We start from the raw sequence: 23,856 nt of genomic DNA, 5'->3' as shown, positions 1-23,856 counted from the left end.
GTGCAGGAATTGGAATCAAAGCGGTACCTATCCGGTACCAGGAAATAGCGACGCTAGGAAATTGCTAACTTATCGTTGTCTAATCTATTGAAATAATGCAATAAAATAAACCTCAATGCCGCACAGTCGATTTATGTACTAGTGGAGATAACGTAGTGGCAGTTGACGGCACGGACGTGCGCACCCGTCTTGCTCGTCCGTCTGCACGGCAAAGCAAGGTCAGGTCCAGGGAACTTCGATTTCTAGCAACGGCGCGTGCTGCTGACAGCCGTAGATGTCGGTGTCCCCGGCATTGCCTTGGCGGATTCGCCGCTTCAACGTGAACTTGATGGCAAGGCCGGGATCGAATTCGTGCACGGACATGATCTCGTCAGGATCGACCCCGTATAGTCTGGCGATCGATGCGCGCGTCAACACCCGCGCACCTTTGACCCGCTCGTAGGTGGCCGCATCGCTGAACACGATGTCGAAAGTTAGGCGGAAGGGCTTTGCGTTCTTGCTGCGGATGATCTGGGCGAGTTCGCCCAGGGTGCGCGTCGACATCAGATGTCCTCGATCTCGACTGGGAAAAATTCCGTGGGATCGGAAACCTCCATCAAGTGGTAAAGCGAAAACTCGTAGGTGGGTCCAGCATCGACTTCCGACGGAGAGTGGAGAAAGGCGAGATTCCCGGCGTTGTTCTTCTGACCATCGTAGCTGTAATGCAGCAGGGTTCCCGTCGTCACATGGCAGATCGCGTGGGCCAGATCTTGCGTGGGCGCGATTGCTTCGGTCACTAGTCCGAGCTCGTGAGGAAGCCAGTTACGATTTTGCTCCAGCTGCCCCATTACCGCGTCCCTGCCGTACTGATGGAAAAGGAGGGTAAATGAGGTTTCATCCGAGAAATAATCTTCAATTCTCCGGCGGACATCCTCGAGTATTGGATCGATCCTTTCGATCATCGTCGGACAGCGAACCCCGGCAATGGAAATGGTCCGATAGCCGACCCGGCGCGCGCCTTCGAGTTTTATGCAGTAACGGTCCTCGGGTACGAACCGCGTCCCCGTCACGCGCACGCGCCGATCGTCCAGTTGGCTGAACCGCGTCTTCGTCATGTCGACGCGGCCCCCGGGCCCAACCTGTATGTACGGGTCTTCACGCTCGTAGAGCGAATGTCCGGCAACGGTGGCGACCGTGCAGCGTCGCCCGAGGCTTCCCGGTTCGAGCGTAAAGCCTTCGTCATCCAATGTGCCGAGGATCACATCCATGGCAAAGGGGTCCGCACAGAATGCGCCGCACTCCAGGATCTTGCCCATGTGTATCGCCGAGCCACGGTCATAACCCTTGAGAATTGGAACCGCGGCAATCAAGGCATCGTCGCAGGCCCGTCCGGCCAGCACGACCCGGGCTCCAGCCTCGATGGCGGCCATGATCGGTTCAGGGCCCATTTGGGCGACGATCGTCGTGCTCGCCTCCACCTCGGCCTCGCTCGGCAAGGCGCCTGCCTCGAAATCGAAGACCCGTCCGTCCCGTAAGGCCTCAAGGACAACCCGATTGGGAATCTCCGCCTCAATGGTTGCCATACGAAAATGCCAGCCGTGTCTGTGAGCCAGATCACGCACCACTTTGGCCGTCTCGGTGACCTGATCGTTGCGTCCGCTGCCGCCGCAGCTTCCGACGACAAGCGGGATTCCGCGGTCGAGCGCCGCGGCCAACAGCAGTTCGAGCTCCCGCTCGATCGAAATCCTCGGGACCAGAGACTCACCGGTGCCGAGATAGTGGGGACCGGGGTCGGTGGACCCGGCGTCGACCACGATGAGCGCCGGCTCGAGGGTCATGCCGCGAGCGAGGGCATCAGGGTCGAAGCCGTAACCGAGTGTCCCGGTTGGCGCCAGCACGGTCATGGTTTCCATGTCTTTCCCCCGCTTCTGTCCTCAGAGGTATGGATGGACGAATTCACGGTCACCCGACGCATGACTTAAACTCAAGCCGGAAAAAGCGTCATCACATACTGGAACATTGCAGCATTGTAGTAGCTGACGGCAACTTCGACGGTTTGCCCGCTCGCGACCATGTAGGCGCGCGTGACCCGAAGCATCGGCGTTCGACGCGCAATCCCCAAGTGCCGCGCGACGGCTGCAGGCACCGTGACCGCGGTGATCGTCTGGCGAGCCTCCGCAATCGCAAGACAATTCACCTCTTCGATGATGCTGAAGAGCGTCCGGCTGCCGAGACCTGCGTTATCGATCGCCCTACCCAAGGGTTCGGGCACGTAGATTTCCTCGAATGCGATCTTGGTTGTGTCGCCCTTGCTTCGAATCCCACGAAAACAGAGGACATGTTCGTCCTCCGGGATATCCAATGTCGCTGCTATCTCGGAAGGCGGCACGACCAGCCGGCGATCTACGGCCTGGTATGCGGTTTCCGCCGCATAGTAGGAGAGATCTTCCAGCGAGCCGGTGGCGCGCATGGACGTGGGGTCGGAGATTGAGGCCCGGACATGGGTCCCCGCGCCTGACCGCGAGTACAGGATCCCGCGGTGCTTCAAGAGGCCGAGGGCCTTGCGGATCGTGATCCGGCTTACGTGGAACTCTCGCTCCAATCGTGCTTCCGACGGAAGCGACGTACCCGGAGCGTAATCGCCGGCAGCGATTCTCGCTTCGATCTGATGGGCGATATTACGGTAGAACGGTTGTCGCATAACAAAAGATATATCATTATATATTTTAGTTGACAACCCACGGACTTAAACATACCGTTTCACTCAAAAAGTCGTATGCGCGTCATCGATTGACGGATTTCCTGCGGCAGGCCTCTTTCGCCCTTCGTACGTCTTTCAGGATTTGACGCCCAGTATCGGGAGGTTTCTGTTCCCATGGCACGAGTTCGCGTCGCCCTGGTCCAGAGCTCGCCCTCGCCGCAAGCTGACGAGATTTGCGAAGAGGTGGCGGACTGGATTGCACGCGCCGCGTCTCGGGGCGCAGACCTTGTTGTATTTCCGGAGCTGTTCTTTCCGGGCTTTCACAAGTTGTTGAGCGGCTGGCGCGGCGACCGCCAAGTGTTGCCGGCGTTTCGTGATTCCGCGCAACCGATACCGGGTCCCATCAGCGACGAAGCTTGCAGGATGGCGAAATCACACGCTGTCCATGTTGTCTTCACGCAGCTGGAAAAGGACGACGAGTCGGGCCGAATCTACAACGCGTCGATGCTGATCGGCCCCGATGGTTCGCTGCTTCTGCGGCACCGGAAGACCATGCTGACGCCGGGACTGGAGACCCGTGGGTTGGCGCGGGGCAACGGGCATGAAGTCGTCCCGACCGCCCTCGGCAGTTTCGGCCTTCTCATATGCGCGGACGCGACCTGTCCCGAGCCGGCCCGCGTGCTGGCATTGAGGGGCGCAGAAATCGTGTGTGTGAGTTCCGGCGATTTTCGCTCGCCCTGGCAGGTCGACGGCGACGATCTCGCCGAGCGCATCTGGAACCATTGCAGCGCTTCTCCGACCCGGGCAGTCGACAACAATGTCTACTGGTTGGCGGTGAATTCGGCGGGGAAACAGGGGGGCATCGAATTCTTCGGCGGCAGCCGCATCATTTCGCCGCTCGGGCAGGTGATCGCGCAGGGGGGATGGGGGCCGGACGCGCGGCAACTTCTCGTTGGCGAGATCGACCTCTCACTCCGGCATCGCGTCGAATCCACCTTCTCTTTGGCCCGGCGCCGTCGGCCGGAACTCTATTCCGAGATATCGCGGACGGATAAGATGGCCGAACTGCCGGCCACGAAATCAGGTTCGCTCGCGTAAGTATGGAGACCGGCGCACATCGTCAGTAGAGACAGCACGCATCCCGGGACGGAACCCTAATCGACCACGATTGCATTGCGTGGCCTGGACAGGTCGAAAATCAAGTCCGTCAGAAGAAGAGAGAGGAGTCGCTATGGAAGCTGTGTGGGGACGATACCTGCTGACGATGGATGGAGAACGGCAGATCCTTCAGGACGCCGGCGTTGTTCTGGAAGGATCCGAGATCGTCGCGGTCGATTCGATCGAATCGATACGCAAGCGTTTCCCAGGCATCTCGGAGTCGGGCGGCACGCACCTTGCCGTGTTGCCGGGTCTCGTCAACAGCCACATGCACCTGTCGTGCAGTCTGTTCCGTGGCTACATTGACGATTTGCCGCTCCTCGAACACGACGTGCGTTTCCTGTTCCCCGGCCAGCGGGCGATGAACCCGGAGAATGTGTACTACGCGTCACTTCTCTCATGCCTGGAACTGCTGAAAAACGGCGTGACGACAGTCGCCGACGCCTACCTGCTGCCCCAGGCCACGGCCAAGGCAATGGTCGACAGCGGAATCCGGGGCATCGTTTCACCGGCCATGATGGACACATGGCTCGGCGGCGAGGAACGGCCGGTCATCACGACTACAGACGAGGCGATAGAAGAGGTCAAGGAACTGCGAGAAGGGTGGCACGGTGCGGGAAACGACCGAATTGCCGTCTGGCCCGCGCCTTTTACCGATCTCTCAGCGGGACCTGAACTGTTGCGCCGATCGGGCGACCTGGCACGGGAATGGGATGCGGGAGTCCAGATCCATCTGGGGGAAACCCTCGAGGGGTGTAATCTCGTCAAACGGATCCATGGCAAGTCTGTCCTGGAATACGTCGAGAGCTGTGGCCTGCTCGAGAATAACCGTGTCGTTGCAGCCCATTGTTGCTGGGTGAACGAACGTGACATTGCCGTCATAAAGAAGCGCGATGTCGCGGTCAGCTACTGTCCGTCCTCAGAGACGAAAATGGCCGACGGTATCCCGCCGGTGGCCCGCTTGCTTGCCGATGGCGTATGCGTCGCCACGGCTATCGACGCCACCTGCGTCAACAATTCGGCCGATCTGTTCCGAGAAGCGAAATTGGGAGCGGTGCTGCAAAAGGTGGTCTACCCCTTCGACGCAGAGATCCTGCCGGCGGAACAGGCGCTGGAGATGATAACCTGCCTTCCGGCCCGCGCGCTCGGGATGGATGACGTGATCGGTTCTCTGGAGGTGGGCAAGAAAGCAGACGTCATAACGATTCGGCTCGATGGCGCCCATTTCGTGCCGCTGCTCGACCGGCCTCGTCCGACCGTGATCAACCACCTTATCTATTCGGCCACCGGGCATGACGTCTCTGATGTCTATGTCGACGGCCGGCGCGTGGTTGCCGAAGGTTGTGTGACGACTGTCGATGAGACCGACCTTATCTCGGCGACACAAGAAGTTATGCGGACCTTCATTCGAGAAAGCGGCATCGAACGCGAGATCACCTCGCTGCGCTGGACGGGCGGTCAATGAGACGTGAAGCGCTCCCGGACTGCGCAGACTGCAGCGACGGCCGGACGGTCTAGTTGAGGCGCTCGAATGTTGCGAAGGAAAAAGGTGCATTTATGAGCGACGGGGTTCAGGTCGCTGTCGACGTCGGTGGCACCTTCACCGATGTTGTTGCGCACAGTACTTCCGATGGCCGCACCGCAATAGCCAAGACTCTGTCGACGCCCGAGGCACCCTCGCTTGGTGTGCTTGAGGGGATCCGGATCGCGCTCCGCGAAAGCGGGTACGGCCTGAAAGATGTGGCTTCGCTGCGCCATGGCACGACGATCGCCACAAACGCCGTGCTCGAGCGCAAGACGGCCAAAACAGCGCTGATCGTTACCAAGGGATTCAAGGATATACTTTACGTTGGTCGGCAGGCGCGACCCAGCCTTTATGATCTCGGCGCCCGGCACCCTGCGCCGCTGGCGCCCAGACACCTGACCTTCGAGCTTGACGAACGCATCGCATGGTCCGGAGAGGTTGAGAAACCCGTTGCGCCGGATGAGGTTGGGGAAATTGCGCGCCGCCTGAAATCCGAAGCGGTGGAATCAGCTGCCATCTGCCTAATCCACGCCTATGTGAACCCGGCCCATGAAATCGCGATCCGGGACGCTTTGGCGAGATTGCTTCCGGATTTGCCGGTTTGCCTGTCCTCTGAAATCTGTCCCGAGATTGGAGAATACGAGCGCGCCAGCACCACGGTCGTGAACGCCAGCGTCATGCCACTGGTTGTACGCTACGTCTCCGGGCTCAAGCGCGAATTCCAAAGTTTTCGGGGCGGATGCCAGATTTACATCATGCAATCCAATGGCGGTGCCATGGGACCGGAGGTTGCCGCAAAAAAGAGCGTTCACACGATGTATTCCGGGCCGGCGGGCGGCCTGATCGGAGCGCAATACTTTGCTCGACGGGCCGGTCTGGAGAATTCCGTGACGCTGGACGTCGGTGGAACCAGTGCCGACGTCGGAGTCATCGTGGGGCAGCGTCTCGAGGAGGCCCGCGATGGTTTCATTGGCGGGTTGCCGATCCGCGTGCCGCTCCTTGAAATCCATTCGGTCGGCGCCGGAGGCGGCAGCGTTGCCTGGATCGATAGCGGCCGCGCATTGCGTGTCGGGCCCCATAGTGCCGGCGCAGATCCGGGGCCGATCTGTTACGGCCGCGGCGGATCGGAGCCGACGCTGACCGACGCGCATGTGGTCTTGGGAAACATAGGCGCGGAAGCCGCTCTCGGTGGCTGCGTGGCGCTGGACGCCGAAGCCGCCGCAGATGGCATTCTTGCGGAAATCGCGACCCCGTTGAATTTGCCGCTTGCCAATGCGGCGTCCGGCATTCTTGACGTTGCCAACGCCATCATGCTGCGCGCAATTCGCGTCCTCACCGTTCAGCGGGGCCTGGACCCGAAAGACTTCGCCCTCATTGCCCTGGGCGGTGCCGGTCCCCTTCACGCTGTCGCGCTGGCGCGATCCCTTGGCATCGGGAAGGTCCTGGTTCCGCCGGCCGCCGGTGTACTCTCGGCGCTGGGCATGCTGACGACGGCCATCAAGCACGATTTCGTTCGAACGCGGATCGCGCTTGCGGCCGATCTCACCGCAGACGGCATTCGGCAAGATTTTGCGTCGGTCGAGGACGAGGCGCTGCGCGTGATGGAACGGGAGGGTTTTAGACCCGACGACGTTGCCATGGAGCGCTGGATCGAGATGCGGTACCGGGGCCAGGGATTCGAGCTGGCTATCAGGCCGGTCGACGATCGACTGCTGAACAGCCCTGAATTGGCGCTCGGCGAAGCCTTCCACGATACGCACGAGCGCCGTTACGGATTCGCAATGCGCGAGGAAGCCGTCGAGCTCGTCAACATCGGCGTGACGGCAAGGGGCGGTATGTCGGAGTTCCAGTACTCGCGGCCGGGGCACGCCGCGATCGACGTGAAGGCAGCGCAGACCGATGAGCGGCCGGTTCGATTCGAATCCGGAGATGAAATCGCCGGAGTCTTTGCCCGGGATCGACTGCCGTGTGAGGCGGACGTGCAAGGGCCAGCCATCATCGAGGGCGAGGATTCGACAACGCTGATTCCGGCCGGGGCAACCTGTCGAACCGACCGCGCCGGCGCTCTGCTGATCACGCTCAATGACAGGGAAACGTAGGATGACCGCAGTGTCCGCTCAGGCCGACTCCCGCGTCGACGGGCCCGACCCGATTCTCCTCGAGGTCATGCAGAATGCATTTGCCACGGTCGCGGAAGAAATGGGAACGGCTCTCCAGCGGACGGCTTACTCCACCAACATAAAGGACCGGTTGGACTTTTCCTGCGCCGTCTACGCGGCCGATGGCTCGCTGGTTGCGCAGGCCGAACACATTCCCCTGCATTTGGGTCAACTGTCGTGGGGCATCAAGAATCTGCTTGCGTGCCTGCCGGCGGATGCACTCGAGCCTGACACCATATTCATGGTCAATGACACACAGGTAACCGGGGCGCATTTCCCCGACATCCTGATGGTCAAGCCCGTATTTTGCGGATCCAGCCTAGTCGGGATCGTGGCGAATCTCGCCCATCATGTCGATGTCGGCGGGTTCGCCCCGGGCAGCCTCTATAGCGGCGCCCAAGAGGCGTTCCAGGAGGGCATACGGATTCCGCCTGTTCGGATCGTCCGGAAGGGACAGGTGAACGAAGATATATTGAATTTTCTGCTGTCCAATACGCGCACCGAGCGAGAAAACCGCGGCGACTGCTACGCCCAGATTGCCGCATTGAACGCCGGTGAACAGAAGATCCGCGACTTGATCGCGCGCTATGGCGCCGAAACGCTGGTCGCCTACATGCGTCATGTGATCGCCTACGCCGAGCGGCGCATGCGCGCGGCCATGGCGGCGCTTCCCGTTGCAGCCAGCTCATTCGAGGACGTTCTGGAAGGCGACGGCATAACGCGGCGACGCATCCCCATCCGTGTCACCGTATCGGCCGGGCCCGGCCGATTGAGTTTTGACTTCAGTCGCTCGAGCCGTCAGGTGCGCGGTCCCATAAATGCGGCGCGCCCTTTCACGCTCGCCTGCGTCGGGTTTGCGGCGAAGGCGATCCTCGATCCCTCCGTGCCGGCGAACGAAGGCATTTTCAGGCCGTTCAATGTGATCACCAGGCCGGGCTCGATCGTGGATGCGCGCTTCCCTGCAGCGATGTCGAACAATTCCTCCATTCTTGGCTTGCGCATCGTGGATGTGCTGTTCGGCGCACTAAGCGAGATCTTTCCAAGCCGTGTGACCGCCGCATCGTCCGGGACCATGAACGTGGTGACCATCGGCGGCCATGACCCTCGGCGCGGCGAGCCATTCGCCTACATCGAGGCCTATGGCGGCGGTCAGGGGGCCGCACAGGGCCATGACGGAATGGATGGGATGCAGAGCACAACGAGCAATACACGCAATGCCCCGGCCGAGGTCATCGAACGATATTATCCGCTACGCGTTCTCCGTTATGGCTTGGTCGACGGCTCCGGTGGCGCCGGCGAGTTCCGTGGCGGCCTCGGTCTGCTCAGAGAGATTGCCTTCGAGGCGGACTCCACGATCAGCATCGTCTCCGACCGCCACGTGGTTCGCCCCTGGGGTTTGTTCGGCGGAGGTCCGGGCGGAGCCGCACAATGCCTCCTCACCCTGCCTGGCGGCCGGCAGTTCGCCCTGCCCCCGAAGGTAACGCGCCACGTAAAACGCGGCAGCAAGCTCTATCTGGCGACGGCTGGCGGCGGCGGTTTTGGCGATTCGGCCTCACGATCTCCCGCTCGACGCGCGCAAGACTCGATGAACCAACTTGCCCCGGAACGGCACCGGGCACCCGAGGATGCGGGCCGCCACACCAGGTAACGATCGATCGCACTCGGCTATCGTGCGCGAGATTATGAGAACCGAGACGCAAAGAAGTACTGGCGACGAAAGAAAGTGTCATGCGATCGCGCGGCAGCGTGCGGAAATCTGGTGCCGCGCCCCTGAAATTGAGCTCGGTGCATCGTGATGGCAAGCACAACCCGCGCCACTCGAGATGAGAATTCGGCCATTGTTCGCGTCGTCAATTTGCATAAGCACTTCGGCGCTCTGGAGGTTCTAAAGGGCATCGACATGCGGATCGCGCGCCAGGAGGTCGTGTCGCTGATTGGCTCGAGCGGCTCCGGCAAGAGCACGCTCCTGCGGTGTCTGAATTTTCTCGAAGAACCGACCGAAGGCCGAATTTACATCGGAGGACAACTCCTCGGTTACCGGGAGACCCCGGACGGGAGCCTTGTGCGTTCGCCGCGCAAGGAGATCTACGCGATGCGGCAGAAGGTCGGCATGGTGTTCCAGCTGTTCAATTTGTGGCCGCACAGGACGGCGCTGGAGAACGTGATCGAAGCGCCACGCATGGTAAAGGGGATGAGTCGCCAGGAAGCTGTCGAAATCGGCGAGGCGCTGCTCGACAAAGTCGGATTGTCGGACAAACTTCACGAATATCCGGAGCGGCTCTCCGGCGGGCAGCAGCAACGTGTCGCGATCGCACGCGCCCTGGCAATGTCTCCGAAGGTCATGCTGTTCGACGAACCGACTTCGGCGCTTGACCCCGAGTTAACCGGCGAAGTGCTGGACGCGATGAAAGTCCTCGCCAATGAGGGCATGACGATGATTATCGTTACGCACCTCATGGAATTCGCACGGGAGGTGTCCGACCGGATCCTTTTCATGGAAGACGGTATCATTTTGGAAGAGGGCCCGCCCGATAAGGTGATCCGTAACCCCGAACATGAACGGACAAAGCAATTCCTGTCCAGAATACTTGGGTAGCGGTTCGTGGATATTACGAAAGGGAGGTATGACACATGAAGGTTTGTGCTTCAGAGCCATAGCTTCAAAACGCGATTGGCTCAAAACGGTCAGAAAAATCTGACTCAATCGAAAGCGAGGAGAAAGAAAATGACACGCAAGACAGTTAAGGCCGGATTGCTTGCCTTAATCGCAGCGGTTGGCTTGGGATGGTCTGGTGCGGGGATGAATGCCACTCATGCCCAAGATTCCGGAGGCAAATTAGAACAGATCCAGAAAGCCGGTAAGGTTCGCGTGGGCATGGCACAATTTTCGCCCTTCGTTTCGAAGAACCCGAGCACGAACAAGCTCGAGGGGCTCGAAGTCGAGATGGCGGCGCGGCTCGCGAAAGAGCTCGATGTCAAACTCGAGATTGTTGAAGGCACCTGGGCGACCCTCTTCGCCGGGTTGCATGCCAACAAGTACGACGTCGTGATGAGCGGCAGCAAGCGCACGCTCCAGCGCGCAATGGCCGTGAATTTCACCGAGCCCTACGTATCGCTGACCGAGCATGCCCTGGTGCGAAAGAGCGACAACATCAAGGCATGGGCCGATCTGGACAAGGACGGTGCAGTGATCTGCAGCGTGTTGGGCGGCGCGGCGCACTTAGCCCTTACCCGGGACCATGCCGACTCCATCAAGCGCGCCAAAGTATTGCCGCTGAAGGAGCTTACTCTTTGCGGGCAGTCGGTGATCGGCGGCCAGGCGACCGCGTGGATAGAAGACGTTGTGAGCACATCGATGTTCGCCAAGGCGCATCCGGAAGCCGGTTTGACGATCATTTCAGTGCCGTTTGCAACGCACGGCGAAGGCAACGGCTACGCCGTGGCAAAAGGCGACATCGAGTTCCTGAACTGGCTCAACCTCTTCGTCACAAAGATGAAGAACACCGGCGTGTATAAGCGGCTCGCCGCGAAGTACGGCTTGCCCGAGACCATTCTGGTAAGGGGCTGGGGAGACAACTGACATAGAAGATGGACTTGTATGCGGCCCGGACGCCCAAACGGGTGTGCCGGGCCGCAGGCCCTTGTGTGGAGGCGTGCATGTACGACTTTCGCTTCGATGTTGTTTTCTCGAATTTCTCCTTCTTGTTGGAAGGGGTACGGCTCACCTTGATCATCACCAGTCTTGCCTTGAGCATGGGAGTCGTAATCGGACTAATTACGGCGATCATCCGCTTGGCCAAGGTGCCAATCCTGACACCGGTCCTGGTCGGATATGTGGAGTTCTTCCGCGGCACGCCCCCGCTCGTGCAGATCATGTGGTTTTTTTTTGGCATGCCGATCCTGCTCGGCGTGCAAATTCCCGGCGAGGTCTCGTGCACAATAGCGCTCGGACTCAACGCCGGCGCATTCCTGTCAGAAGTTTTTCGCGCCGGAATACAGGCGGTCCCCGTCGGGCATATAGAGGCGGGCCTTTCGGTCGCGATGTCTCGTTTCACAGTCATGCGCCGAGTCATCCTGCCGCAGGCCATCGTGATTATCCTGCCTGCCCTCGGCAACATCTTCATTTCCCTCATCAAGGATTCCTCCCTCGTTTCGGTAATCGCCGTAGATGAGCTCATGCGTCGGGGCGACGAGCTCAACACCCGAACCTACCGCCCGATCGAGGTGTATACCGTTGTCGCCTTCATGTATTTCGCTCTGACTTATGCGACCTCGAGACTCATGTTGGCCTGGGAAGACCGCTTGAGACGTCGAAGAACGAAGGCGTCGGTATAGCGGCGCTGTCATGTGCAGACGGCCCCATTTCTGCAAGGGGCGCACCGCAGCTACATCAGGAAGGAAAATACTCGAACTCTACTGTTTTCCCAACGGCGACCTGCAGTCTCAAGGCGCGTCTCGCCGCCGAGGAGAAGGGCGTCGACTATCTTTCGCGGGTGCTCGACCGCGACGCCGGAGCGCTGAACACGCCGGCCTACCGCGCCCTCAATCCGCAAGGCGTGATGCCGATGCATGTTCATGACGGACGGGTGTTCGTCGAAGCGAGCATCATCATGCATTATCTCGACGACGCCTTTTCCGGTCCCGACCCGCCGCACGATCTCGGCTCGACTGCACGGCCTGAGTTTTGCATTCTTGTGGACGTTCACCCGGGGCTCTCTTCTCGGTTCGCTGACAGGCATTCGTCACCCATCAGCTTCCCAGGTCAGTCCCGGATGGACAACCTATTGAGAGATGCAGCTGGAGCGTATCCGCTGCCTCGAATCCATCGTCGACGCCATCATGCGGATGATCAAAGGGTTCGGGGGCCTGCAGACCAACGCCATCGTCAGCTCGTTCGCGGCCAATGTCGCGTCCGGCGATGTCTATCCCTCGCACGCCATCGAGGAAGGCGGCACCCTGATGTCTCCGCTGGCGCCCTGGAGCGCCGGCGGCGCTTTTGCGATGGGGGCGCTCGGGCTGAGCCTAGCGGACGGGGGCGCAACGTCCTGCTTCGCATTTTGCTGGCCTTCGCCTGCTGGACGGCGCCGGTCATCGGCATCATCTACATGCAGACCGGCCTGTTCAGCCCCCGCCCCGACACCTCCGAGGGCAGCATCGCGTAAACGGCGGGGACACCGGCGACCGAAGCGCCGCAGGAAAGCGCCGCGGAAGACCAAACGTTGCCGGGTCGACCGGAACAAAGGCTTCGGGGCATGCGATTCGTCTTTCGCGAAGCTGACGAAGAGGTGAGTGCGCTGCGCGCGCGCGTCCGCGCCGCCTGCCGCGGCGACGAGTCCGACGCGGTGCGGCCGCTGCTGATCGAAGCAGCACTCCCACCAACGGACGTGGACCGGGTGGAGCAGCTGGCGCGCGGGCTTGTCGCCCAGGTCCGGGCGGCGCGCAGGACCGCCGGCGGCATCGACGCTTTCCTGCATGCCTACGACCTTTCGACCAAGGAGGGCGTGGCGCTGATGTGCCTAGCCGAAGCCCTGCTCCGGGTTCCTGACCCGGAGACCGCGGAGCGGCTGATCGGGGACAAGATCGGCCTGGCGGACTGGAAGCGTCATCTCGGCGACAGCGATTCGCTGTTCGTTAACGCGTCGACCTGGGGATTGATGCTGACCGGGCAGATCGTCCGCCCCGACTCCGAATGGGGCGATGGCGCGGGCGGGCTGATCGGCCGCCTGGTCAGCCGCCTTGGCGAGCCGGTTATCCGCGAGGCGATGATCCACGCCATGCGGATCGTCGGGCAGCAGTTCGTGATGGGGCGCACGATCGAAGAGGCGCTCGAGCGCGCGCACAAATCTCGGGTGCAGGGTGAGCGATACTCGTTCGACATGCTCGGTGAGGCCGCGCTGACCGCAAGTGACGCGGCGCGCTATTTCGAGGCCTACCGCCATGCAATCGACCGTGTCGGAAAGGCCGCGCAGACGAGCGGCCCGCTTTCCGGGCCAGGCGTGTCGGTCAAGCTCTCCGCCCTGCATCCGCGCTGCGAGACGGCGCAACGCGATCGGGTACGCTGCGAGCTGGTTCCGCGATTTGTCGATCTCGCCGAGTGCGCCCGCGCCGCCGGCGTCGCGCTCACGATGGACGCCGAGGAGGCCGACCGCCTCGACCTGTCGCTCGATGTCTTCGAGGCCGCCGCCCGTACGCCGTCGCTCGCCGGATGGAACGGGCTTGGCCTCGCGGTGCAGGCCTACCAGAAGCGTGCCGTCCACGTCATCGCGTGGCTCGACGAACTGGCGCGGGACACCGGCCGGCGGATCCCGGTTCGCCTGGTCAAGGGCGCCTACTGGGACACGGAGATCAAGCGCGCCCAGGAGCGCGGCCTCGACGGGTTTCCGGTATTCACCCGCAAGGCGTCGACGGACGTGTCCTACATCGCCTGCGCCCGCCGGCTGCTGGCGCGGCCGGCCTCCTTCTACCCTCAGTTCGCAACGCACAACGCCCAGACCCTGGCGACGATGCTGGTGGTGGCAGGCGACGAACGCGAGGGTTTCGAGTTCCAGCGCCTGAACGGCATGGGCGAGGCGCTCTACCGCGAGGCGGCCGCCGATGTGGGCCGCGGCGTCTTCTGCCGCGTCTACGCGCCGGTCGGGAGCCACGAAGACCTGCTCTCCTACCTGGTCCGCCGGCTCCTGGAGAACGGCGCCAACACCTCGTTCGTCAACCGCATCACCGACGACGCCCTGCCGATCGACGCACTGGTCGAGAACCCGGTCGACGCCGTCGCGGCGGCGGATGCGGGGCCACATCCGGGCATCGCGTCGCCAGCGGCGCTGTTCGGTCCCTCGCGCCGCAATTCGGAGGGCCTCGATCTCGAAGACCCGGATACGCTTGGCCGGCTTGCCGGCGAGATGGCGGAGGCCGCCGCGGGCATGCCCTGGCGCGCGGCGCCCGGCAGCGGTGCGCCGGGCGGACGGGTCCGCAGCATCGTGAATCCGGCTGACCGGCGCAAGGTCGTCGGCGAGGTGGTCGAAGCGGAGGCCGGCCATGTCGAGGCCGCGCTCGAGGCCGCACGGCAGGCCGCGCCCGGATGGTCGGCGACGCCGGCCGGCGAACGGGCCGTCTGCCTGGAACGCGCCGCCAACCTCCTCGAGGCGAACATGGCGCAGGCCATGGCGATTGCGGTCCTCGAGGCCGGCAAGACCCTCGCCGACGGAGTCGCCGAGGTCCGCGAGGCGGTGGATTTCTGCCGCTATTATGCAAAACGGGCGCGCGCGGACTTCGCCGATCCGGCCGATCTTCCGGGGCCGACCGGCGAGACGAACCGCATCGCGTTGCACGGCCGGGGCGTCTTCGCCTGCATCTCGCCCTGGAATTTTCCGCTCGCGATCTTCTGCGGCCAGGTCGCCGCCGCACTGGCCGCCGGCAACGCGGTGATCGCCAAGCCGGCCGAGCAGACGCCGCTGATGGCGGCGTTCGCGGTGAGGCTGTTGCACCGGTCCGGGGTTCCGCCCGACGTCGTGCAACTCCTGCCCGGGACCAGGGAAGAAGTCGGTGCCCGGCTGGTCGCCGACCCGCGCCTTGCCGGAGTCGCCTTTACAGGCTCGACGGAAACCGCCCGGGCCATCAACCGCATCCTCGCCAACCGACAGGGCCCAATCGTGCCGCTCATTGCCGAGACCGGCGGCCAGAACGCCATGATCGTCGATTCGACGGCGCTGCCGGAACAGGTGACGGCGGACGTCATCCGCTCCGGGATCGCCAGCGCGGGCCAGCGCTGCTCGGCGCTGCGCGTGCTGTGCCTGCAGGAGGAGATCGCCGAGCGGGTCATCGCAATGCTCACCGGCGCTATGGCGGAACTCAGCATTGGCGATCCCGCCTTCATCGAGACCGATGTCGGCCCGGTGATCGACGAGGACGCGCGGCGTACGATCGAGGACCACATGACGAGAATGGCGGGGGAGGCACGCATCCTGTACCGCTGCGAGCTCGACGACGGCACCCGACACGGCACCTTCGTCGCGCCCGCCCTGGTCGAGATCGACCGCATGTCGGTGCTGGAGCGCGAAGTATTCGGCCCGGTACTCCACGTCCTGCGGTTCCGGCGCGACCGGCTGAACGCGCTGATCGACGAGATCGAGGCGACCGGTTACGGCCTGACGCTCGGTATCCATACCCGGATCGATTCGCTGGCCCGCCGCATCGCCGGGCGCGCCCGTGTCGGCAACATCTACGTCAACCGCAACATGATCGGCGCCGTCGTCGGCAGCCAGCCGTTCGGCGGCGAGGGACTCTCCGGGACCGGTCCGAAGGCCGGCGGTCCCCGCTACCTGCACCGCTTTGCCGTCGAGCGCACGGTCTCGACCGACACTACGGCTGCCGGCGGCAACGCCGCTCTCCTCGCGCTCGGCGATCGGCCGTGAACGGGGCGCGGGCCGCACACTGAACCGAGCAACCCGAGGCCGGCCATGAACCTGAGCGATCACGAACGGCGCGTTCTCTCCGGTGCCAACGGAACCGGGGGCGAGCGAATGGCGATGGAGTTCGTCGTCGAGACGACCCGGATGATGGGGGCGGATCGGCTGGTTCCCATCGTGTCGGGCCATATCGACGGGTGCCTCTATCGCGGCGATGCCGGGGTGCTGTACTGCGAGAAATTGGCGGACGACGGCGCCCGGGTGGCGGTCCCCGCGACCACGAATGTCGGATCGCCTGCAACGTGAACGAGGAACGGAACGATGCGCATCTTCAGTGCCGCAGAAACCCGAGACCTGCTGCCGTTCAGCGCGCTTGTCGAAGCCCTTCGGGAGATGTTCAGGGCCCGAGCGACCGCACCCTTGCGCCAACACCACACCATTCCGCTCGGCGCACAGCCCGACGCGACGCTGCTCCTGATGCCCGCGTGGAACCCGGAGGGGCTGGGCGGAGTCAAGTTCGTGAACGTCAACCCGGGAAATGCGGCTGCCGGAATGCCCGCAGTCTCCGCATCCTACCTGCTGTTCGATGCGCAGACCGGCCGGCATCTGGCAATGCTGGACGGTGGCGAGATCACCAACCGGCGGACAGCCGCTGCCGCGGCTCTGGCTGCGAGCTACCTGGCCCCCGCGGATGCGCGCCGGCTCCTCGTGGTCGGGGCCGGCCGCGTCGCCGGCAACCTGCCCGAGGCCTTTCGGGCGGTGTGCCCGATCGAGGACGTCGTCATCTGGGACATCGATGCGGGATTGGCCGAAACGCTGACGAAAAGGCTCACCGGCGCGGGGTTTCGCGCTTCGGCCGCGACGAACCTCGAGGCCGCGGTCGCAGACGCTGATATCGTCAGTTGCGCGACACTGGCGACCAAGCCGCTGATCCGGGGTGCCTGGCTGAAGGCGGGACAACATCTCGATCTGATCGGCAGCTTCACGCCCGGCATGCGCGAAGCCGACGACGACGCGATACGCCGCGCGCGCGTCTACATCGATACGGAAGCGGCTTTGAAGGAGAGCGGAGATCTCATCGCGCCGATCCGGTCCGGTGCCCTGACCGAGGAGGAGATTGCCGGCGATCTGTTCGGCCTGTGCCGGGGAACTGCCGCCGGCCGAACCGCCGGGCGGGAAATCACGCTGTTCAAGGCCACCGGAACCGCGCTTGCAGACCTGGCGGCCGCGACACTCGCCCACACGAATTCCGCGACGACCCTCGACCATCGTTAAAGCAGTTTTCGCCACGAAGCTGCCGCGGCAGTGCCGCCGGTGTCACCGCAGCGGACCGGCCATGCTGTCGGGCAGGAACATCACGGTATCGGGGAAGACGACGATCCGGAAGACCGCGAACACCATGACCAGAAACCACCGGCAGGGCGGTCGGGTGGCGCGTCACGAGGTCCAGGTCGCGGGTCAGGAGGTCCGGTTCTTCATCCCCGATGAACCCGCCTCCGAATTCTTGTTTTCAAGGCTATACGCCTGCAGGACGACGTTCGCCATTGCACGGTGTAACTGGTCGAAACAGCCGCAGGTATTGTACAAATTCATCGTCTTCTGCCGGTCGACGCAGCCACGTGCCTGACTTCGCCGAATGCGAGCCGGTCGACGTCAAGAGGTCGAGGCCAACCGGGGCTGACATCAAGAAGATCCTAGGCTAGGTCGGAAAGGGCCCGAAACGACAGAGACCGACACCCCCTCATCCGGAAATTCGGTCTCGGTGGTTGGGCGGGCAGGGTTTGAACCTACGATTTTCTGGATGTGATGTGTCCGATCCCCGTTCTCCAATCGCCGCTCCTGACGGCGAATTGTGCACAGCGATGCGATTGTACTCCGCCGCCGCCTCGGCACAGGCTCGTTGCGCGACCTCCAGGCCAGGCACTGTGCCTATCCCAGTCCCTTTGTGTTGGTGAGTCAAAAAAGACCGCTGAGCACCGGATCTTCCGAAAGGATTGGAATCGAACCCGCCCGATGGCTAAAGTCTATCGGCCACCTACTGCTCGGTCGTGCCTTTACGGGCGGATTGATGGACAGCCATGCGCTACTATGCTCTCCGGTTTGAAAGAATCTGCTTGCGAGACGATTACGCAAATGCAAGAAACAATTAGTTGGGTCTGAATTCTCAATATAAAATGTCTAAAATTCAACAGATTAATGACAAAATAGGAATAAATTATAGAAACGCGAACGCCATGTGCCATGACATTTCATGACACCCTGCGAGGCACCGGCAGCCGCCCGGACCCGAACCGTCGTCCCGACCGGCCGCTCCCCTTCCCGTCATCCCGACCGAGCGCCAGCGAGTGGAGGGAACTCAGCTCGATCTATCCGACAGGAACCCGGAGTTCGGCGCCGGGATTCCTCCACTCCGCAGTCCTGCGGACTGCTCCGGTCGGAATGACGGGAGAGGGCGAGGAGGGAGGCGATCATGACGAATCATGACATTTCATGACATCGCCGCACATCCCCCCTCACGGCCCCGTTCGAGTCCCCGCCGCCAACGGGAGGGGGATTCGGTCGGTGCCCATTTTGCAGAGGAATCCATGGGGAAGGGACTGCCGGACCTGAGGCCTGGAATTGGCCGGAAACGGAGAAACATGACGAATCATGACATTTCCTGACACATCATGACATCCGCGAACCCCTCTCCTGCCGCCCATCCGTCATCCCGGCCAGGCGGAGCGGGTCGATGGGTCCGGCTCGATCCGGCGAACGGCGTCAGGCCAGGCCGAGCGCGATGTCGGAGACGAAGGGGTTGGTCTGCCGTTCCTGCCCGAAGGTGGACGGCGGGCCGTGGCCGGGGATGAAGGCGATGTCGTCGCCGAGCGGGAACAGCTTGTTGCGGATGCTGGCGATCAGGTCGTCGTGATTGCCCATCGGGAAGTCGGTCCGGCCGATCGAGCCCTGGAACAGCACGTCGCCGACCACGGCGAAGCCGGCCGCGCGATGGACGAAGACGACATGGCCGGGCGTGTGGCCGGGGCAGTGGATCACGTCCATCGTGACGTTGCCGAAGCTGACCGTATCGCCGTCGTTCAGCCAGCGGTCCGGCTCGAATTCCCGGGCGCCGGCGAGGCCGAACATGCGGCCCTGCTCCTCCATTTGGCCGATCCAGAACATGTCGGCTTCGTGCGGGCCTTCCACCGGCACCTTCAGGCGCTCGGCCAGGTCTTTCGTGCCGCCGGCATGGTCCAGATGGCCGTGGGTGACGAGGATCTTCTCGACCGTGACGGAGCGCTCGGCGATCGCGTGCTCGATCAGCTCCAGGTCGCCGCCGGGATCGGTCACCGCGCCGCGCATGGTCTCGGTGCACCAGAGCAGCGAGCAGTTCTGCTGGAACGGCGTGACCGGAATCATCACCGCCTGGATCGGCGGTTTCGGGGCGGCGTCGGACATGGCGGGCGAGCGGGCGGGAAGGCTGTTGGCGACCGGGGCTCTTCAGATGTCGCGCGGCCCGGAGCGGCGCAAGCCCCGATCTGCCGCACGATACGCAGGATCCGGGCCGGCGCGTCAGGCCGTCCCGGTGGCCTCGCGCTCTACCGGCTCGATCCAGACCGCCGTGTCGTGGAACGCCACGCCGCCGACCGGACCGACCGCCTCGGCCGAGACAAGCTGGTTGATGCCCATGCCTTCGTCCGCCGGATCGCTGAAGCTGTCGCCCGGCCAGATGCCTTCGACGATCGCCGTGCCGGGCAACAGGCCGTCAGCGATACGCGCCGTCAGCGTGACCGCGCCCCGGCCGTTGCCGACCCGCACGCGGGCGCCGTCGGCGATGCCGTGGGCCGCGGCGTCGTCGGCAAGGATCAGGACGGTCGGCGCACCTTCCCGCCGCTGCGAGCCCCGCGTCTCGGTGAAGCTGGAATTCAGGAAGGTCCGGGCCGGCGGCGCCACCATGCGGAAGGGCCGGGCGTCGTCGGCCGCCTCGGTGACCGCCCAATGGTCGGGCAGCGCCGGCATCCCGGCATGGTAGGGGCCGACGGCCGCCCAGTCCGGCCTGAAGTGGAACTTGCCGTCCGCGGTCGGGAAGCCGTTCAGGAAATGCGCGTCCTCGAACGGATGGTTGCAGTCGATCCAGCCTTTGGCCGCCGCGGCGTCGGCGCTGCCTTTGCCCGAGCGTTGCAGCGTGGCGTCTACCAGCTCCCAAGCGCTCATGTCGAAGGCCGGGCTTTCGGCACCCAGCCGTTTGGCCAGCCCGCACACGACGTCGTGGTTGCTGCGGGTTTCGGCGAAAGGCTCCAGCACCCGCTTGCCGATGGTCAACGCCGAATGGCCCCAGCCCATGTAGAAGTCGTCGCACTCCAGGAAGGTGGTCGCCGGCAGCACGATATCGGCGTAGCGGGCGGTCGCCGTCATGAACTGCTCGTGGACGCACAGGAACAGGTCGTTCCGCGCCAGCCCGGCGCGCACCGCGCGGCTGTCCGGCGCCACCTCGGCGGAATTGGCGTTCTGGATCAGCATCGCCGTGACCGGCGGACCACCTTCCAGCGCGCCGGGCGCGCCGGTCAGCACCGGGCCGATGCGCGACTGGTCGAGCGAGCGGATCGCCGGATCGGCAAGATCGAGGCCGTGGGCAAGGGTGAGATCCAGGCCCCAGTCCTCCAGCCGGGCATAGAAGGCGCCGCCGCCCTCCTCCTGCCACGCGCCGGTGAGGGCCGGCAGGCAGCTCACGGCGTGCATGGCGACGGCGCCGTTGCGCGACCGGGTGAAGCCGAGGCCGAGGCGCAGGAAGCTCCGCCTGGTCCGGCCGTACAGGCGGGCGAAATCGATAATGTCCTGCTCCGGCAGGCCGGTAATCTCTGCCGCCCAGGCCGGCGTCCGGCTGAGGATATGGCGCTCGACTTCCGGGTCGAAGTCGGTCAGCCGGGCGAGATAGGCCCGGTCTGCCAGCCCTTCGGCCAGGATCACCTGCATCATGGCCAGCGCCAGCGCGCCGTCGGTGCCCGGGCGCAGGATCAGCGCCCGGTCGGCCGCCTGCACCGTCGGCGTGTCGTAGACGTCGACTACCACGAACTCGGCGCCGCGCTCCTTGCGGGCGCGCCGGATGTGGCTCATCAGGTTGACATGGGTGGCGACCGGATTGCCGCCCCACACGACGACCAGGTCGGATTTCGTCGCCTCGGCCGGGTCGGGGCCGGTCAGCATGCCGACGCCGGCCTTCCAGCCCGAGGACGACGGGCCGACGCAAATGGTCGAGCGCTGTTTCGAATAGCGCTTGGCGTTGCGCAGCCGGTCGAGGCCCCAGCGGCTGACGAGGCCCAGGGTGCCGCCGGAATGATAGGGCCAGACCGTCTCGCTGCCGTAGCGGGCCTCGGCGCGCAGAAAGGCCTCGGCGATCTCGTCCAGGGCGTCGTCCCAGGAAATCGGGGCGAAATTGCCCTCGCCCTTGGTGCCGGTGCGGCGCAGCGGCCGGCCCAGCCGGTCCGGGTGGTGGACGCGCTCGGCGTAGCGCGAGACCTTCTCGCACACGACGCCGGCCGTGTAGGGCAATTCCTTGTTGCCCCTGATCCGGCCGATGCGCGTCGGCGACAGGCGCTCGACTTCCAGGGCGCAGGCGCTCGGGCAATCGTGGGGGCAGGCGGAGCGGACGGTCGCGACCGCGCCGGCGGCCGGCGCCGTTGCGGTTCCGGCGGCAGGATGTGCGCTATCGAGCGGCATGAACTTCCCTTCCTCTCAGGCCCGGTTCAAACGAGCGTAGGAAGCGCGGGCCGAGGCGTCAACAAATGCGAACCGCCGGTGGTCTCCCGTTTTGAACGCTGTGCCCGGAACTACCCAACCCCGTCATTTCGACCGTAGCCCCGGACTTGATCCGGGGCGGAGTGGAGAAATCTCTCACGCGGAACGCAAGGACCAGGGCGCCATAGCGGAAAGATTTCTCCGCTTCATGGCCCTTGCGGGCCATTCCGGTCGAAATGACGGGGGAGGGAAGCAGGGAACCGGCAGGTCAGCAGGAAGGGACCGCGCCGCGGTGCGGCCGGCATCAGGCCGCTGCGGCCTCCACGCCCAGCAGGGGCAACACGTCCCGGGTCAGCCGCTCGACGGTCTCGCGCTCCCGTTCGGCGGATATGCTCGTGAAGCGCGCGATGAAGGCGGTTTCGGTGAAGCCCAGATCGCGATAGGCGGCGATCTTTTCCGCCGCCCGGTCCGCCGTCGTCATGAGGCAGCGTTCGCGGAACAGGGTGGTCAGGTCGTCGATCCCGGTGCTGCCGGTGAGCGCCGCCTCGCTGGCGGCGAAATCCCGGTTCCAGGTGTCGCCCGCCAGCACCTTGCCGAAGGCGGCGACATGCTCCTGCACCGCGGGCTGGCCGATCGCCACGGCCTCCTCCTCGGTATCGGCAATCACGGTCAGCAGGGCGACCATGGCCTTGCGCCCGCCCGGTCCGGGGCTCACGTCGGGATGGCCCGCGCCGGCGAGCGCGTTGCGGTACCAGCGCAATTTCTGCGTCAGGCTCTCCAGGCTCATCGGATACTGGTTCATCATCAGGTTGTAGCCGCGCCGGCCGGCCGCCTCGAAACTGTTGCGGTCGTTCGACGCCGCGATCCACACCGAAGGCGCGGGCTGAACCGGCGCCGGCCAAGGCTCGACCGTGTCGAACGACCAGAAGCGGCCGGCGTGTGCGAAAGGCTCTCTGGCCCAGAATTTCTCGATGACCTCCAGGCCCTCGTACATCCGCTCGGCGCTTTCCTCCCTTGTCACGCCGAAGGCTGCGAATTCGTGGGGCACGAAGCCGCGGGACAGGCCGATCTCGGCCCGGCCGCCGGAAAACTGGTCGAGCGAGGCCAGGTCTTCGGCGACCTGGAGCGGATGGCGCAGCGGCAGCAGAGAGACGGCCGTGCCCAGCCGAATCTGCCTTGTCTCGCGGGCGAGGGCAGTCAGGTAGAGCGCCGGGTTGGGCACCGCACCGCCGTAATAGTGGAAGTGGTGTTCGGTCGTCCGGTAGCTGCGCCAGCCGAGATCGTCCGCCAGCTTCACCGAGCCGATCAACTCCTCGTAGAACCGGTTCAGCGTCACCGGATAGGCGCTGCGCCAGGTCGGCAGGTGAAACAGGCAGAAGTCCAAGGTTCCGGCTTTCCCAATAAGGCGCTGTCGACGGTCTGCAATCGCATCCGACCATGCCCGGTGCCGGTGCGGCAGGTCAAACCCGTTATGCAGGTCCGTGTTTCGAGTCAGTATTTCCCTTGGGCGGCGGAGGCAGCGGCGCTATCGTCGTGGGACAACGTCGTTTCAGGGAGGAGACCGCGGCATGGTCACTGTGTGGGGCCGCAAGAATTCGCTCAATGTGCAGAAGGCGATCTGGGCGCTCGACGAAGCGGGCGTGCCGTTCGACCGGATCGACGCCGGCCTCGAGTTCGGCCAGCTCGATACGGAGAGTTACGGCCGGCTCAATCCCAACCGCCGCGTTCCGACCCTGATCGACGGCGATACCGTTGTCTGGGAATCGAACGCCGTCGTGCGCTACGTGGCCGCGAAATGGAGCGAGGGCGACCTGTGGCCGACCGACCTCGCCGAGCGGGCGGCGGCGGACATGTGGATGGACTGGATGCAGACCACCGTCATCGGGGCGTTGATCCCGGTGTTCTTCGGGCTGGTGCGCACGCCGCCGGACCAGCGCGACATGGGCCTGATCACCGAGAAAGCCATCGAGTCCGGCCACGTCTTCCAGATTCTCGATGCCGCTCTGGCGCGCCGGGACTATATTGCCGGCAGCCGTTTCACCATGGGCGATATCCCGATCGGGGCGGCAACCTGGCGCTATCTCAACCTGCATATCGAGCGGCCCGAACTGCTCCATATCGCCGACTGGATGGACCGGCTAGAGAAACGCCCGGCCTTCCGGAAACACATCATGCTGCCGCTCTCCTGAGCGCGGGTGCGTCGGTCCCGGCTGGAAA

Annotated in this window: 18 protein-coding genes; 11 read left to right on the top strand and 7 right to left on the bottom strand. The window is 63.9% G+C overall.

Features of this window, described 5'->3' with window-relative positions:
• Positions 1 to 219: 219 nt before the first annotated feature.
• From OXM58_04390 to OXM58_04380, 3 genes are all read right to left on the bottom strand, one after another.
• Positions 220 to 543: a DUF4387 domain-containing protein gene (locus tag OXM58_04390; protein MDE0147588.1), complete on the bottom strand. Its 324-nt coding sequence runs from the start codon at positions 541 to 543 to the stop codon at positions 220 to 222.
• Entirely contained in the window at positions 543 to 1,892 is a 1,350-nt protein-coding gene (locus OXM58_04385; protein MDE0147587.1) for an acyclic terpene utilization AtuA family protein, read from the bottom strand. Before OXM58_04385 ends, OXM58_04390 begins: the two co-directional genes overlap by 1 nt.
• A gap of 71 nt (positions 1,893 to 1,963) precedes the next feature.
• Positions 1,964 to 2,680, bottom strand: a complete 717-nt coding sequence (locus OXM58_04380; GenBank protein MDE0147586.1) for a GntR family transcriptional regulator — start codon at positions 2,678 to 2,680, stop codon at positions 1,964 to 1,966.
• 174 nt (positions 2,681 to 2,854) lie between these two features.
• Between OXM58_04380 and OXM58_04375 the strand changes: the two genes are divergently transcribed.
• The 7 genes from OXM58_04375 (at position 2,855) to OXM58_04345 (ending at position 11,857) form a co-directional block, all read left to right on the top strand.
• Positions 2,855 to 3,778, top strand: coding sequence for a carbon-nitrogen hydrolase family protein (locus tag OXM58_04375; GenBank protein ID MDE0147585.1), 924 nt, complete (start codon positions 2,855 to 2,857; stop codon positions 3,776 to 3,778).
• Between the two features lie 133 nt (positions 3,779 to 3,911).
• Positions 3,912 to 5,303 carry an amidohydrolase gene (locus OXM58_04370; GenBank protein MDE0147584.1) on the top strand — a complete coding sequence of 464 codons (1,392 nt, stop codon included), beginning with the start codon at positions 3,912 to 3,914 and terminating at the stop codon, positions 5,301 to 5,303.
• Between the two features lie 92 nt (positions 5,304 to 5,395).
• Positions 5,396 to 7,462 (top strand): hydantoinase/oxoprolinase family protein, encoded by a 2,067-nt coding sequence (locus OXM58_04365; protein ID MDE0147583.1) that lies wholly within the window; start codon positions 5,396 to 5,398, stop codon positions 7,460 to 7,462.
• Position 7,463: 1 nt separating this feature from the next.
• The gene (locus tag OXM58_04360; protein MDE0147582.1) at positions 7,464 to 9,170 is read left to right on the top strand and encodes a hydantoinase B/oxoprolinase family protein; all 1,707 of its coding nucleotides are present in this window, start codon (positions 7,464 to 7,466) and stop codon (positions 9,168 to 9,170) included.
• A 189-nt stretch (positions 9,171 to 9,359) separates the two neighbouring features.
• On the top strand, positions 9,360 to 10,118 hold the full coding sequence (locus tag OXM58_04355; GenBank protein ID MDE0147581.1) for an amino acid ABC transporter ATP-binding protein: 759 nt from the start codon (positions 9,360 to 9,362) through the stop codon (positions 10,116 to 10,118).
• A 129-nt stretch (positions 10,119 to 10,247) separates the two neighbouring features.
• Positions 10,248 to 11,102: an ABC transporter substrate-binding protein gene (locus OXM58_04350; protein MDE0147580.1), complete on the top strand. Its 855-nt coding sequence runs from the start codon at positions 10,248 to 10,250 to the stop codon at positions 11,100 to 11,102.
• 77 nt (positions 11,103 to 11,179) lie between these two features.
• A complete protein-coding gene (locus tag OXM58_04345) occupies positions 11,180 to 11,857 on the top strand; it encodes an amino acid ABC transporter permease (GenBank protein MDE0147579.1) in 678 nt (225 codons plus the stop codon).
• 50 nt (positions 11,858 to 11,907) lie between these two features.
• On the opposite strand, the gene OXM58_04340 is transcribed toward OXM58_04345, so the two are convergent.
• A complete protein-coding gene (locus OXM58_04340; protein ID MDE0147578.1) occupies positions 11,908 to 12,228 on the bottom strand; it encodes a hypothetical protein in 321 nt (106 codons plus the stop codon).
• Positions 12,229 to 12,774: 546 nt separating this feature from the next.
• Between OXM58_04340 and putA the strand changes: the two genes are divergently transcribed.
• Genes putA through OXM58_04325 form a run of 3 tightly spaced genes read left to right on the top strand, consistent with a single transcriptional unit; the run spans position 12,775 to position 17,199 of the window.
• Positions 12,775 to 15,930: a bifunctional proline dehydrogenase/L-glutamate gamma-semialdehyde dehydrogenase PutA gene (gene putA / locus OXM58_04335; protein MDE0147577.1), complete on the top strand. Its 3,156-nt coding sequence runs from the start codon at positions 12,775 to 12,777 to the stop codon at positions 15,928 to 15,930.
• Positions 15,931 to 15,975: 45 nt separating this feature from the next.
• Positions 15,976 to 16,230: an aconitase X gene (locus OXM58_04330; GenBank protein ID MDE0147576.1), complete on the top strand. Its 255-nt coding sequence runs from the start codon at positions 15,976 to 15,978 to the stop codon at positions 16,228 to 16,230.
• Positions 16,231 to 16,245: 15 nt separating this feature from the next.
• A complete protein-coding gene (locus tag OXM58_04325; GenBank protein MDE0147575.1) occupies positions 16,246 to 17,199 on the top strand; it encodes an ornithine cyclodeaminase family protein in 954 nt (317 codons plus the stop codon).
• 1,485 nt (positions 17,200 to 18,684) lie between these two features.
• Here OXM58_04325 and OXM58_04320 read toward each other — a convergent pair.
• The 3 genes from OXM58_04320 to OXM58_04310 form a co-directional block, all read right to left on the bottom strand.
• Positions 18,685 to 19,335, bottom strand: coding sequence for an MBL fold metallo-hydrolase (locus OXM58_04320; GenBank protein ID MDE0147574.1), 651 nt, complete (start codon positions 19,333 to 19,335; stop codon positions 18,685 to 18,687).
• A gap of 141 nt (positions 19,336 to 19,476) precedes the next feature.
• Complete coding sequence (locus OXM58_04315; GenBank protein ID MDE0147573.1) at positions 19,477 to 21,621, bottom strand: molybdopterin-dependent oxidoreductase; 2,145 nt, start codon at positions 21,619 to 21,621, stop codon at positions 19,477 to 19,479.
• Positions 21,622 to 21,943: 322 nt separating this feature from the next.
• Positions 21,944 to 23,023, bottom strand: coding sequence for an LLM class flavin-dependent oxidoreductase (locus OXM58_04310; protein ID MDE0147572.1), 1,080 nt, complete (start codon positions 23,021 to 23,023; stop codon positions 21,944 to 21,946).
• 184 nt (positions 23,024 to 23,207) lie between these two features.
• Between OXM58_04310 and OXM58_04305 the strand changes: the two genes are divergently transcribed.
• A complete protein-coding gene (locus tag OXM58_04305) occupies positions 23,208 to 23,828 on the top strand; it encodes a glutathione S-transferase (protein ID MDE0147571.1) in 621 nt (206 codons plus the stop codon).
• Positions 23,829 to 23,856 lie beyond the last annotated feature (28 nt).

It is taken from the genome of Rhodospirillaceae bacterium (assembly GCA_028819475.1).
Classification (GTDB): domain Bacteria; phylum Pseudomonadota; class Alphaproteobacteria; order Bin65; family Bin65; genus Bin65.
This window is presented reverse-complemented; position numbering and strand designations above follow the sequence as displayed.